Annotated in this window: 13 protein-coding genes; all 13 read left to right on the top strand. The window is 68.5% G+C overall.

Annotation, left to right across the window (positions count from 1 at the left end):
- Positions 1–14: 14 nt before the first annotated feature.
- Positions 15–752, top strand: a complete 738-nt coding sequence (gene mtgA, locus DPV79_RS29220; protein WP_113047109.1) for a monofunctional biosynthetic peptidoglycan transglycosylase — start codon at positions 15–17, stop codon at positions 750–752.
- A 449-nt stretch (positions 753–1,201) separates the two neighbouring features.
- Positions 1,202–2,812, top strand: a complete 1,611-nt coding sequence (locus DPV79_RS29225; protein ID WP_165843589.1) for a S10 family peptidase — start codon at positions 1,202–1,204, stop codon at positions 2,810–2,812.
- Positions 2,813–2,891: 79 nt separating this feature from the next.
- The gene (locus tag DPV79_RS29230; RefSeq protein ID WP_021161880.1) at positions 2,892–3,290 is read left to right on the top strand and encodes an EF-hand domain-containing protein; all 399 of its coding nucleotides are present in this window, start codon (positions 2,892–2,894) and stop codon (positions 3,288–3,290) included.
- Between the two features lie 349 nt (positions 3,291–3,639).
- Entirely contained in the window at positions 3,640–4,539 is a 900-nt protein-coding gene (locus tag DPV79_RS29240; protein ID WP_021161879.1) for an IclR family transcriptional regulator, read from the top strand.
- Positions 4,536–5,561: a 2-dehydro-3-deoxygalactonokinase gene (locus DPV79_RS29245; protein ID WP_059484626.1), complete on the top strand. Its 1,026-nt coding sequence runs from the start codon at positions 4,536–4,538 to the stop codon at positions 5,559–5,561. Before DPV79_RS29240 ends, DPV79_RS29245 begins: the two co-directional genes overlap by 4 nt.
- A gap of 22 nt (positions 5,562–5,583) precedes the next feature.
- A complete protein-coding gene (locus DPV79_RS29250) occupies positions 5,584–6,261 on the top strand; it encodes a 2-dehydro-3-deoxy-6-phosphogalactonate aldolase (RefSeq protein WP_113047111.1) in 678 nt (225 codons plus the stop codon).
- Positions 6,261–7,040 carry an SDR family oxidoreductase gene (locus DPV79_RS29255; RefSeq protein ID WP_113047122.1) on the top strand — a complete coding sequence of 260 codons (780 nt, stop codon included), beginning with the start codon at positions 6,261–6,263 and terminating at the stop codon, positions 7,038–7,040. Before DPV79_RS29250 ends, DPV79_RS29255 begins: the two co-directional genes overlap by 1 nt.
- A gap of 111 nt (positions 7,041–7,151) precedes the next feature.
- Positions 7,152–8,147: an arabinose ABC transporter substrate-binding protein gene (locus tag DPV79_RS29260; protein WP_027788415.1), complete on the top strand. Its 996-nt coding sequence runs from the start codon at positions 7,152–7,154 to the stop codon at positions 8,145–8,147.
- A gap of 68 nt (positions 8,148–8,215) precedes the next feature.
- Positions 8,216–9,727, top strand: a complete 1,512-nt coding sequence (gene araG, locus DPV79_RS29265; RefSeq protein ID WP_021161874.1) for an L-arabinose ABC transporter ATP-binding protein AraG — start codon at positions 8,216–8,218, stop codon at positions 9,725–9,727.
- A 70-nt stretch (positions 9,728–9,797) separates the two neighbouring features.
- Positions 9,798–10,814 carry an L-arabinose ABC transporter permease AraH gene (araH, locus tag DPV79_RS29270; protein ID WP_048026113.1) on the top strand — a complete coding sequence of 339 codons (1,017 nt, stop codon included), beginning with the start codon at positions 9,798–9,800 and terminating at the stop codon, positions 10,812–10,814.
- A 29-nt stretch (positions 10,815–10,843) separates the two neighbouring features.
- Positions 10,844–11,650, top strand: coding sequence for an SDR family NAD(P)-dependent oxidoreductase (locus DPV79_RS29275; protein ID WP_021161872.1), 807 nt, complete (start codon positions 10,844–10,846; stop codon positions 11,648–11,650).
- A gap of 49 nt (positions 11,651–11,699) precedes the next feature.
- A complete protein-coding gene (locus DPV79_RS29280; protein WP_113047112.1) occupies positions 11,700–12,761 on the top strand; it encodes an aldose 1-epimerase in 1,062 nt (353 codons plus the stop codon).
- A 39-nt stretch (positions 12,762–12,800) separates the two neighbouring features.
- Entirely contained in the window at positions 12,801–13,628 is an 828-nt protein-coding gene (gene pyrF / locus DPV79_RS29285) for an orotidine-5'-phosphate decarboxylase (RefSeq protein ID WP_021161870.1), read from the top strand.
- Positions 13,629–13,716: the final 88 nt, after the last annotated feature.

Genomic DNA, 13,716 nt, shown 5'->3' on the forward strand with positions numbered 1-13,716 from the left:
ACGGGGCGCGGCACGTGGTGGCGGTGAGCGGCACGCAGCCCACGCGGACGGTGAGCCCGACGCGCTGGATCGTCTATGCGGGATCGGTGTTCGCGGGTGCGTGGCTCGCGACGCAACTGTTCTATCTCGTGCAGATCGCGCTGTGGTCGTTCGTGAACCCGGGCTCGACCGCGTTCATGCGCACCGACGCGTGGTGGCTGTCGCGCGACAAGCCGCCCGCGCAGATCCAGCACCAGTGGGTGCCTTACGACCAGATCTCGCGCAACCTGAAGCGCGCGCTGATCGCGTCGGAAGACTCGACCTTCGCGACCAACAACGGCTACGACGTCGACGCGATCCTGCAGGCGTGGGAGAAGAACAAGGCGCGCGGCCGGATCGTCGCGGGCGGCTCGACGATCACGCAGCAGCTCGCGCGCAACCTGTTCCTGTCGCGCGAGAAGAGCTACATCCGCAAGGGGCAGGAGCTCATCATCACGTGGATGCTCGAAACGGTGCTCGACAAGGAGCGGATCTTCGAGATCTACCTGAATTCCGTCGAGTGGGGACGCGGCGTGTACGGTGCCGAGGCGGCCGCACGCTATTACTACCGGATTCCCGCGAGCCGGCTCGGCGCGTGGCAGTCGGCGCGCCTCGCGGTGATGCTGCCGAAGCCGCGCTGGTTCGACGCGCACCGCGGCTCGGCCTACCAGGCGCAGCGCGCGGCAGTCATCGCCCGCCGGATGGGGGCGGCCGAACTGCCGCCATCGGAGTGAACGGCGCGAGCGCGCCGTCACATTGACCGTTTCGAGGCCCGTGCGCTGCACGCGGGGCGCTCGCGGGCCGTTTGTGCGCTGCAGCGCATGCGCGTCACGCGCATTTCGGGTCACATCCATTAGACGAATCCGTCTATTTCGCTTTGCTGAGCAATGCTCGCGATCACGCGTGTTTGTTGGCTGATATGGCACGAAATCCTGGAATTTTTAGTATTCCCGGGTAAACGCGAAAGTCCGTGAAAGGTGCGTGAAATGCAACGTTTCGCAAACCGAAGCATTCCTGAAAGGTGTGCGTCGCACCGGCCGCCGGCCAAATATTTCAAAATTTTTCAAAGCTGACGGGCTCGCGTATATTGGCCAGCGCCTCGGCTTATCGGCCGCGATCGAGGCGGGGGGGCGGCTTATCCGGCTGCTCGATACAAAAAACATCCGAGAGAAGGAAAGCAACGATGCCAGCGAGCAAAGCGAAGCTGTTGTTGGGAGTGGTGTTTTCTTCGCTGATTCTGACGGCCTGCAACGACGACGTGACATCGTCCGCCGCTGCCAGCGCCGACAACTCAGCCGATCCCGCCGGTCAGGTGGACAGGGCGTACAACGATCCGAACAGTTATTCGTCGAGCGCGAACGCGTCGCTCGACGCCTCCGCCGCGGTTGAAAAGGCCGCCGTCACGCATCACCAGATCACGCTGAACGGCAAGACGATCCGCTACACGGCCACGGCCGGCCACCTCGTCGCGCGCAATCCGCAGACGGGCGCGCCCGAAGCGTCGTTCTTCTATGTCGCCTATACGGCCGACAACCAGCCCGCGGCGAAGCGGCCCGTCACCTTCCTGTACAACGGCGGCCCCGGCTCGGCATCGGTGTGGCTGCACCTCGGCTCGTTCGGCCCGCGCCGGATCCAGACGGGCGACCCGAACGCGAACACGTCGACGTTTCCGTTCGTCGACAACCAGGAAAGCCTGCTCGACACGACCGACCTCGTGTTCGTCGATGCGATCGGCACCGGCTTCTCCGAAGCGATCGCGCCGAACACGAACCAGACGTTCTGGGGCGTCGACCAGGACGGCGGCGCGTTCCGCGATTTCGTCACGCGCTACCTCGCCGTGAACCAGCGCAGCGCATCGCCGAAATACCTGTTCGGCGAATCGTACGGCACGCCGCGCACCGACGTGCTCGCGAACCTGCTCGAGACGGCGGGCGTGAAGCTCGACGGCATCGTGCTGCAGTCGTCGATCCTGAACTACAACACGAACTGCGACATGGCGAGCGACTACATCGGCAACTCGAACAACGGGTCGAGCCCGGTGAGTTGCGCGGGTTTCGTGCCGTCGTATGGCACCGTCGGTGCGTACTACCAGCTCGACAACCCGAACCCGTCGAACCTGCCGCAGTATGCGGACCAGATGCGCCTGCTGACGGCCGGCAGCTACGCGCCCGCCGTGAACGCGTACCTCGCGAGCCATACGCCGCCGCCGCCGGCCCTCGTCACGACGATGGTGAATTCGACCGGCGTGAAGCAGTCGCTGTGGAATGCGGACTTCAACGTGATCCCGACTTTCTTCGACAACAGCTTCCAGCTGTCGCTGATCCCGGGCACGCTGATCGGCCGCTACGACGCGCGCGTGAACGTGCCGGTGTCGAGCCCGCTTGCCGCGGACGGCGATCCGTCGAGCTCGTTCATCACGAAGCCGTTCACCGACACGATCGGCCAGTACCTGCCGAACGAGCTGAAGTACACCGCGCAGTCGGCGTATTCGTTGAGCAGCAACGCGATCAACACGTGGGACTGGACGCACGACGGGCTCGCGATGCCCGACACGATCCCCGATCTCGCCGCGGCGCTGGCGCTGAACCCGCAACTGAAGGTGCTGTCGCTGAACGGGTATCACGACATCGCGACGCCGTTCTACCAGACCGAGCTCGACCTCGCGCGGCTCGGGACGCAACCGAACCTGACGATCAGGGACTATCAGGGCGGACACATGGTCTATCTCGACGATACGTCGCGTCCGCAGGAGAAAGCCGACCTCGTGACTTTCTACAACGCGGCCGCGCACTGATGCTGCGCCGGCCGGCGACAGGCGCCCACGGTGGCGCCGCGCCGGCCGTCGACGACCTCATTCCAGACTGGAGCCTGATATGAAGAATCGTTTCATCGTCGTTGCCGCGGCGCTCGCATGTGTTGGCGCCGCAGCATCCGTATCCGCGTTCGCGCAGGCGAGCGACGCCGCCGCGCCGACGCGCGCGCGCCAGGCGCAGCTCGGCGATCCGTACGTGCCGCCGGCCGCGCGCAAGCCGACCGCCGGCACGCAGACGACGGGCGCCGCGCTGCATGCGCAGGTGGTGCGCAAGCTCGCGCGGCAGTTCAGCGCGGCCGACTCGCAGAACACGGGTTCGATCACCGAATCGCAGGCGCGCGCGGCCGGCCTCGGTTATGTCGCGAACCACTTCCGGCAGATCGACTCGAGCGGCAACGGCCGCGTGTCGTTCGCGGACGTACAGCGCTACATGCAGGCACGCAGCACGAGCCAGCAGTAAGCGCGGCGCGCGGTGAACCAACGGGGGCGGAACCTGCGACACGGCGGGTTCCGCCCCCGTGCACATGGCGCGGCCGTTACGGCGTACCTGCCGCGGATTCCCGTCGAATTCTCATTATCTGGGCAACGCATTCAAATATTGGAGGCGAGTGCGTGCGCTCCTACAATCCGAAGCACATCGACAGCTTCGGACCCACGCATCGCGCGGCGCCCGACGCACACGGAGACACCTTCCATGAAGTTCGCCGGGCGCTTTATTCGGTGCATCGACCGCCGCCTCGCCGCGATGCCGGACGCAGTTCCGGCGTCGCGCGAACGGCTTCACCGGTTCCGTTGAAGAAGCCCGCCCCATGACCAAGATGCCCGACTCCCTTGCCCTCGACGCCCGGCGCGCGACGCCGGACGATGCGTCGCTGACCGACAGCATCGGCGCGACCAGCACGCCGCTCGATCTCGCAGCCCAGCAGGCCGGTACGCAGACGCTGCTGCGCGGTCTGGCGATCCTCGAGGCGATCGCGAACGGCGCGCGCGACATGCGCGCGATCGGCGCCGCACTCGGTACGACGCGCAGCACGACGCACCGCCTCGTCAGCAGCCTCGTGCAGGCTCGCTACCTGCGCCAGGTGCAGGGCGGCTACCTGCTCGGCCCGAAGCTGATCGAGCTCGGCACGATCGCGCTCGAGCAGATGCCGCTCACCGCGGTCGCGCGCCCGCACCTCGAAGCGCTCGCGGAAGCGACGCTCGACACGATCCATCTCGGCGTGCGCGACGGCGACGACGTGCTGTACATCGACAAGATTCCCGGTACGCGCGGCCTCGAGATGCGCTCGCGCGTCGGCCACCGGATGCCGCTCGCGTCGACCGGCATCGGCAAGGCGATGATGCTCGACCTCGATCCCGACCTGTGGCGCTCGCTGTTCGAGGCCGCACGGCGCGCGCTGGCCGGCGTCAATTTCAAGCCCGACAACCGGCCCGAGACGAGCGCGTTCCTGCAGCGCATGGCCCATTACGCAGCGGGCGGCTATACGTTCGACCTCGAGGAGAACGAGGCGTCGATCCGCTGCGTGGCGGCACCGATCCGTGACGCATCTGGCGCGGTCGTCGCGGCGGTGTCGGTGGCGAGCACGATTCCGTACATGCCGCACGACCGGATGGACGAACTGATTCCGCTCGTGCAGCGCGAAGCGCGAGCCATTTCCGCGGAACTGGGCTGGAGCCCGCCGCAGGGTACCCGCAGGATCAAACGATGACGACTTCGACCCGGCCCGTTCCGGATGCCACCTCCGCCACCCCGTCGCTGATCGCGCTCGACTGGGGCACGACCTCGCTGCGCGCGTATCTGTACGACGCGCACGGCGCGCTCATCGACACGCGCAGCCGCCCGGCGGGCGTCATGCATGTGCCGGGCGGCGGCGCGCGCGCGTTCGACGCGGTGTTCGAGGAAGCCTGCGGCGACTGGCTCGACCGCTCGCCCGGCCTGCCGGTGCTCGCCGCCGGGATGGTCGGCAGCGCGCAGGGCTGGCGCGAGGCGCCGTATGTCGCGGTGCCGGCCGGCGCCGACGCGCTCGTCGCGGGCCTCATCACGGTGACGACCTTGCGCGGTACGACGGTCTCGATCGTGCCGGGCGTGATCGCCACGGGCGAACTGCCCGACGTGATGCGCGGCGAAGAGACGCAGATAGTCGGCGCACTCGCGAGCGATCCCACGCTTGGCGCAGATCGTTCAGGGGTACTGATCGGCTTGCCGGGCACGCATGCGAAATGGGCGTGGGTGACGGACGGGCTGATCGAGCGGTTCCAGACCTTCATGACCGGCGAGCTGTTCGCGGTGCTGCGCGACCACACGATCCTCGGCCGCACGATGCGCGCCGGTGCGTCGCCCGATCGCGCGGCGTTCGTGCGCGGCGTATCGGTCGCGCGCGGCGCGCGGCACACGGGGCTGCTCGCGACGATTTTCAGCACGCGCACGCTCGGCCTGACCGACCGGCTCGCGCCCGATGCGCAGGGCGACTACCTGTCCGGCCTGCTGATCGGCCATGAGCTCAACGCGCTCGACGCGATGCTCGCGGAGCGCGGCATCGCGCTCGCGGACCAGCCGCTGCTGCTGATCGGCGACGACGGTTTGTGCGCGCGCTACGCCGATGCGCTCCAGGAATTCGGCCACCCGCACGCGCGAGTCGTCGCGCATGCGACCGAGCGCGGCCTGTGGCGGATCGCGTCACGCGCCGGGCTCGTGCGCGCGGACGGCGAGCCCGTCTGCGCCGACCAATGAACCGATTGCAGAGGAACCCCTGATGCCGTCCGACCTTACGCTACCCGCGCCGTACACGCCTCACGCCGCACTGATGCGCGCGTTCGACGCGTGTCCGCTGATCGCGATCCTGCGCGGGATCACGCCCGCCGAAGCGGCCGACCACGGCCGTGCGCTGTACGAAGCCGGCTTCCGGATCGTCGAGGTGCCGCTCAATTCGCCGGACCCGTTCGGCAGCATCGCGGCGCTGCGGCGCGCGCTGCCCGACGACGTGATCGTCGGCGCCGGCACGGTGCTGCGCGCCGAGTATGTCGATCGCGTGCAGGATGCGGGCGGTTCACTGATCGTGATGCCGCACGGCGACGCGGCCGTGATCCGCCGCGCACGCGAGCGCGGCCTCGCGAGCGCGCCGGGTGTCGCGACGCCGACGGAAGCGTTCGCGGCGCTTTCGAACGGCGCCGACGTGCTGAAGATGTTCCCGGCCGAGCAGTTGGGCGTGATCGTCGTGAAGGCGTGGCGCGCGGTGATCGACCGCGCGGTGCCGCTGATCCCGGTCGGCGGGATTGCACCCGACAACATGCAGCCGTTCCTCGCGGCCGGCGCGAACGGCTTCGGGCTCGGTTCGGCGCTGTACCGGCCCGGCCAGCCGGCCGACGAGACAGCCGCGAACGCGCGTGCGTTCCAGGCCGGCCTGCGCGCGGCGCGCGGCGGAGCCGCATGATGGGCCGCCTCGCGGACAAGGTCGCGATGGTGACGGGCGCGGGCCGAGGCATCGGCGCCGCGATCGCCCGCGCGTTCGTTCGCGAGGGCGCGGCCGTCGCGCTCGTCGATCTCGACCTCCCGCAGGCGCAGCGCACGGCCGCCGGAATTGCGCACGACATCGCCGGCGCGCGCGTCCTGGCGCTGCAGGCGGATGTCGCGCGCCAGGATGCGGTGCGCGATGCCGTGGCGCGCACCGAGGCGGCGTTCGGCCCGCTCGACGTGCTGGTGAACAACGCGGGCATCAACGTGTTCGCCGATCCGCTGACGATGACCGACGACGACTGGCGCCGCTGCTTCGCGGTCGACCTCGACGGCGTGTGGCACGGCTGCCGCGCGGCGCTGGAAGGGATGGTCGAACGCGGTCGCGGCAGCATCGTGAACATCGCGTCGACGCATGCATTCAGGATCATCCCGGGCTGCTTTCCGTATCCGGTCGCGAAGCATGGCGTACTCGGTCTCACGCGTGCGCTCGGCATCGAATACGCGGCGTGCAACGTGCGCGTGAACGCGATCGCGCCGGGCTACATCGAGACGCAGCTCACGCGCGACTGGTGGGACGCGCAGCCCGATCCGGCCGCCGCGCGCGCCGACACGCTCGCGCTGCAGCCGATGAAGCGGATCGGCCGGCCCGAGGAGGTCGCGATGACGGCCGTGTTCCTGGCGTCCGACGAGGCGCCGTTCATCAATGCCGCATGCATCACCGTCGACGGCGGGCGTGCGGCGCTGTACCACGACTGACACGATTGACGTAGCGATTCGAAAGACCGCACGTGCGACGGCCGCGCGCACGCTGCGTCGAAACCAACAAGCGGCTGCATCCTGTTCGATGAAGACAAGGAGACACTGGAGATGAAACGCAGAACGTTCGTAACGCTGGCCGCTGCGGCCGCGGTGGTGATCGGGAGCCCGGTTGCGCATGCGGCCGATCCGGTCAAGATCGGCTTCCTGGTGAAGCAGCCGGAAGAGCCGTGGTTCCAGGACGAGTGGAAGTTCGCCGAGATGGCGGCGAAGGCGAAAGGCTTCACGCTCGTGAAGATCGGTGCGCCGTCCGGCGAAAAGGTGATGAGCGCGATCGACAACCTGTCCGCGCAGAAGGCGCAGGGCTTCATCATCTGCACGCCCGACGTGAAGCTCGGGCCGGGCATCGTCGCGAAGGCGAAGTCGCACAACCTGAAGATGATGACGGTCGACGACCGCCTCGTCGACGGCGCGGGCAAGCCGATCGAGTCGGTGCCGCACATGGGGATCTCCGCGTACAACATCGGCAAGCAGGTCGGCGACGGCATCGCGGCCGAGATCAAGAAGCGCGGCTGGGACATGAAGGATGTCGGTGCGATCGACATCACCTACGAGCAGCTGCCGACCGCGCACGACCGCACGAGCGGCGCGACCGACGCGCTGGTGGCCGCCGGCTTCCCGAAGGCGAACGTGATCGCCGCGCCGCAGGCGAAGACCGACACGGAGAACGCGTTCAACGCGGCGAACATCGCGCTCACGAAGAACCCGCAGTTCAAGCACTGGGTGGCGTACGGCCTGAACGACGAGGCCGTGCTCGGCGCGGTGCGCGCGGCCGAAGGGCGCGGCTTCAAGGCCGACAACATGATCGGCATCGGCATCGGCGGCTCCGATTCGGCGCTGAACGAGTTCAAGAAGCCGCAGCCGACGGGCTTCTACGGCACCGTGATCATCAGCCCGAAGCGCCACGGCGAGGAAACCTCGGACCTGATGTACGCGTGGATCACGCAGGGCAAGGCACCGCCGGCGCTGACGCTGACGACGGGCATGCTCGCGACGCGCGACAACGTGTCGAAGGTGCGCGACGAGATGGGGCTCGCGTCGAAGTAAGCGGCCCGCCGGCCGCCGCGGCGATGCGGCGGCCGGCGGTCGATCGATTCCGGAAGTGGAGAGGCGACGTGTCAGCGGCACTGCGTTTTGACAATATCGGCAAGGTATTTCCCGGCGTGCGCGCACTCGACGGCATCTCGTTCGACGTGCATGCGGGCGAGGTGCACGGCCTGATGGGCGAGAACGGCGCGGGCAAGTCGACGCTGCTGAAGATTCTCGGCGGCGAATACCAGCCCGATGCGGGCAGCGTGCTGGTCGACGGCCAGCCTGTGCAGTTCGCGAATGCGGCCGCGTCGATCGCGGCCGGCATCGCGGTGATTCACCAGGAGCTGCAGTACGTGCCCGACCTGACGGTCGCGGAAAACCTGCTGCTCGGCCGCCTGCCGAATGCGTTCGGCTGGGTGAGGAAGCGCGAGGCGAAGCGCTACGTGCGCGAGCGGCTCGCGGCGATGGGTGTCGATCTCGATCCCGATGCGAAGCTCGGGCGGCTGTCGATCGCGCAGCGGCAGATGGTCGAGATCTGCAAGGCGCTGATGCGCAATGCGCGCGTGATCGCACTCGACGAACCGACCAGTTCGCTGTCGCATCGCGAGACCGAGGTGCTGTTCAAGCTCGTCGACGACCTGCGCGCGCAGGGCCGCGCGCTGATCTACATCTCGCACCGGATGGACGAGATCTACCGGCTCTGCAACGCGTGCACGATCTTCCGCGACGGGCGCAAGATCGCGTCGCACGAATCGCTCGCCGACGTGCCGCGCGAACGGCTCGTCGCCGAAATGGTCGGGCGCGAGATTTCGGACATCTACCATTACGCGCCGCGCGCGCTCGGCGACGTGCGGTTCTCCGCCGAAGGCGTCGACGGCCATGCGCTGCGCGAACCCGCGAGCTTCTCGGTGCGCGCGGGCGAGATCGTCGGCTTCTTCGGGCTGGTCGGCGCGGGCCGCAGCGAGCTGATGCGGCTCGTGTACGGCGCGGATCACCGGCGCGCGGGCGTGCTGACGCTCGACGGCGCGCGCATCGACGTGAAGCGCACCGGCGACGCGATCCGCCACGGCATCGTGCTGTGCCCCGAGGACCGCAAGGAAGAAGGGATCATCGCGATCGCGTCGGTGGCGGAGAACATCAACATCAGTTGCCGCCGCCATTCGCTGCGCGCGGGGCTGTTCATCAACCGCAAGGCCGAAAGCGAAACCGCCGACCGCTTCATCCAGCGGCTCAAGATCAAGACGCCGAACCGGCGCCAGAAGATCCGCTTCCTGTCGGGCGGCAACCAGCAGAAGGCGATCCTGTCGCGCTGGCTCGCGGAGCCCGACCTGAAGGTCGTGATTCTCGACGAACCGACGCGCGGCATCGACGTCGGCGCGAAGCACGAGATCTACGACGTGATCTACCGGCTCGCGGAGCGCGGCTGCGCGATCGTGATGGTGTCGTCGGAGCTGCCGGAAGTGCTCGGCGTGTCCGATCGCATCGTCGTGATGCGCGAAGGCCGGATCGCGGGCGAGCTGCCGCGCGAACGGGCGAACGAACACGCGGTGCTGAGCCTCGCGCTGCCGCAGACGAGCGCGGTCGAGGCGGCCTGACGTAGGCCCCGACATTCGAATCGAACACGCGCGGCACGGGCCGCGCGATGCAGGAGCAGGAGACACAATCATGCAAGTCAACGAAAACCTCGGCAGCGCCGCCGTGAAGCCCACGGCCGACGCGCTGGTGCCGCAGCAGAGCGACCGCCAGAAGTGGTGGCAGCACCTGACCGAATACAGCCTGATCGCGATCTTCGCGGTGATGTTCATCACGATGTCGCTGACCGTCGATCACTTCTTCTCGATCGACAACATGCTCGGCCTCGCGCTGTCGATCTCGCAGATCGGCATGGTCGCGTGCACGATGATGTTCTGTCTCGCGTCGCGCGACTTCGACCTGTCGATCGGCTCGACCGTCGCGTTCTCCGGCGTGCTGTGCGCGATGGTGCTGAACGCGACCGACAACACGTTCGTCGCGATCGTCGCGGCGGTCGCGGCCGGCGCCGCGATCGGCTTCGTGAACGGCGCGGTGATCGCGTACCTGCGCATCAACGCGCTGATCACGACGCTCGCGACGATGGAGATCGTGCGCGGGCTCGGCTTCATCGTGTCGAAGGGGCAGGCGGTCGGCGTGTCGTCGGATACGTTCATCGCGCTCGGCGGGCTCACGCTGTTCGGCGTGTCGCTGCCGATCTGGGTCACGCTGCTGTGCTTCATCGCGTTCGGCGTGCTGCTGAACCAGACCGTGTATGGCCGCAACACGCTCGCGATCGGCGGCAACCCCGAGGCGTCGCGTCTCGCGGGGATCAACGTCGAACGCACGCGCGTGTACATCTTCCTGATCCAGGGCGCGGTGACGGCGCTCGCGGGCGTGATCCTCGCGTCGCGCATCACGTCGGGTCAGCCGAACGCCGCGCAGGGCTTCGAGCTGAACGTGATCTCCGCGTGCGTGCTCGGCGGCGTGTCGCTGATGGGCGGCCGCGCGACGATCTCCGGCGTCGTGATCGGCGTGCTGATCATGGGCACGGTCGAGAACGTGATGAACCTGCTGAACATCGACGCGTTCTACCAGTACCTCGTGCGCGGCGCGATCCTGCTCGCGGCCGTGCTGCTCGACCAGCTGAAGAACCGCGGCGTTCGCGACTGACCCGGCCTGCCCTGACGGAGACGAACCGCATGACCATCGATACTTCCGCGCACGACGCGCACACCACGAGCCACGCGCGCTATGCTCGGTATCCGAGCCTCGAGGATCGCGCGGTGCTGATCACGGGCGGCGCGACCGGCATCGGCGCGGCGTTCGTCGAACACTTCGCGTTGCAGGGCGCACGCGTAGCGTTCGTCGACCTCGACGCGGCCGCCGGCGCCGCGCTGGCGGACAGCCTCGCGCACGTACGCCATGCGCCGCTGTTCATCCAGTGCGACCTGACCGACGTCGGCGCGCTGCGCCATGCGATCGACGCGATCCGCGCGCGCATCGGCGCGATCGCGGTGCTCGTGAACAACGCGGCGAACGACGCGCGCCACGCGATCGGCGACGTGACACCCGAATCGTTCGACGCAGGCATCGCAGTAAACCTGCGTCACCAGTTCTTCGCCGCGCAGGCGGTGATCGACGACATGAAGCAGCAGGGCGGCGGCGCGATCATCAATCTCGGCTCGATCAGCTGGATGCTGAAGAACGGCGGTTATCCCGTCTACGTGATGGCGAAGGCGGCCGTGCAGGGGCTGACGCGCGGTCTCGCGCGCGACCTCGGCCCGTTCGGCATCCGCGTGAATTCGCTGGTGCCGGGCTGGGTGATGACCGACAAGCAGCGCCGGCTGTGGCTCGACGACGCGGGCCGCGCGGCGATCAAGGCCGGCCAGTGCATCGACGCCGAACTGCTGCCCGCCGATCTCGCGCGGATGGCGCTGTTCCTCGCGGCCGACGACAGCCGGATGATCACCGCGCAGGACGTGATCGTCGACGGCGGCTGGGCCTGACCGTTCGCACGACCCGCATCGTTTCTTCGACGAAGGAAAGGAGTTCATCATGACCGCCACGTCCTCGCGCGCATCGTCGTCCACCAGCCAGTCGCGCCGCGCGCGCCTGGCCGCCGCCGCGCAGCCGGTCAGCCCCGGCCCGCAGACGGCCGCCTTCGCGCAGGGCGTCGGCGCCGCGCATGCGGCGGCCGTCACGCTGTCGAACGCGGCGCTGCGGCTCGACGTGCTGCCGCATCTCGGCGGCGGCATCGCGCGCTTCGATTGGCGCGGCGACAACGGCGCGTTGGTGCCGGTGTTCCGCCGCTGCGAGCACCCGGAGACGGCGACTGACCCGAACCAGCTCGCGTGCTACCCGCTGCTGCCTTACTCGAACCGCATCGGCGGCGCGCGTTTCGAATGCGACGGGCGCAGCGTCGCGGTGCCGCGCAACCGCCGCGACGAGCCGTTGCCGATCCACGGCGACGGCTGGCTCGCGCCATGGCAGGTGGACGATGCGACCGCCACGTCGCTGCAGCTGTCGCTCGATCGCACCGCCGGTGCGCCGTATGCGTTCCGCGCGATCCAGTCGTTCGAGCTCGACGATACGACGCTGTCGATCGCGCTGACGATCGAGAATGCGGGGCGCGCGCGATTGCCGTTCGGGCTCGGCGTGCATCCGTTCCTGGTACGCGACGACGTGACCGAGCTGGCCGCGGCCGCCGGCGGGCTGTGGCTGTCGGGCGCCGATTTCCTGCCGGTGCGGCACGTGAGCGTGCCGCCGGCCTGGCAGTTCGGCGTCGCGTATCCGCTGCCGGCCACGCTCGTCAATCACGCATTCACTGGCTGGGGCGGCCACGCGACGGTGAGCTGGCCGCGCCGCGGACTGTCGCTGACGGTGGCGGCCGACGCCGATGCATACGTGCTCTATACCCCGCCCGGCGAGGATTTCTTCTGCTTCGAGCCGGTTGATCATCCGATCAACGCGGTGAACCTGCCGGGCGGCGCGGCCGCGCACGGGATGACGCTGCTCGCGCCCGGCGAGCGGCTCACGCGGCGGTTCGCGTTCACCGTGGAACGCGCCGATGCGCGCGGCAATGGCACGACACGCGAGGCGCGCCGGCGACGCGGGTAAAATACGCGGTCTACCAACGGTTTGCCGCGAGTACCCGCCATGTCTTCCCCGCTTAGTTTCATCGAATCGCTGCGCGCCGCGTGGCAGCGCACGAATTCGCTGCTGTGCGTCGGCCTCGATCCCGAGCCGTCGCGCTTTCCCGTGCAGTTCGACGGCCAGCCCGACGCGATCTTCGAATTCTGCCGGCAGATCGTCGACGCGACCGCGCAATACGCGAGCGCGTTCAAGCCGCAGATCGCCTACTTCGCCGCGCATCGCGCGGAAGACCAGCTCGAGCGCCTGATCGCGCACATCCACCTCCAGCATCCGGGCCTGCCCGTGATCCTCGACGCGAAGCGCGGCGACATCGGCAGCACCGCCGAGCAGTACGCGCGCGAAGCGTTCGAGCGCTACCGCGCGGACGCCGTCACGGTGAACCCGTACATGGGTTACGACTCGGTCGAGCCGTACTTCGAGCACGAAGGCAAGGGCGTGATCGTGCTGTGCCGCACGTCGAACCCGGGCGGCTCCGACCTGCAGTTCCTCGACACGAACGGCCGGCCGCTGTACCAGGTCGTGGCCGATCTCGCGGCGAACAAGTGGAACGCGAAGAACGGCCAGCTCGGCCTCGTGGTCGGCGCGACGTTCCCGAAGGAAATCGAGATCGTGCGCGGGATCGTCGGCGACATGCCGCTGCTGATCCCCGGCATCGGCGCGCAGGGCGGCGACGTGCAGGCGACCGTCAACGCAGGCCGCACGGCCGACGGCACCGGCATGATGATCAACTCGTCGCGCGCGATCCTGTACGCGAGCAAGGGCGAGGATTTCGCCGAAGCCGCGGCGCTCGCCGCGCAGAAGACCCGCGACACGATCAACGCGCATCGCTGATCGAGGCTCGCGCCGGCTGCCCGCGCGGGCAGCCGGTTCCGGCAGGCCCGCGTTCGCGGGCCCGTGCCGCTTCCACCGCGTTCTCCGC

Origin of the sequence: Burkholderia reimsis (assembly GCF_003294055.1) — a bacterium.
In the GTDB taxonomy this organism is placed as follows: domain Bacteria; phylum Pseudomonadota; class Gammaproteobacteria; order Burkholderiales; family Burkholderiaceae; genus Burkholderia; species Burkholderia cepacia.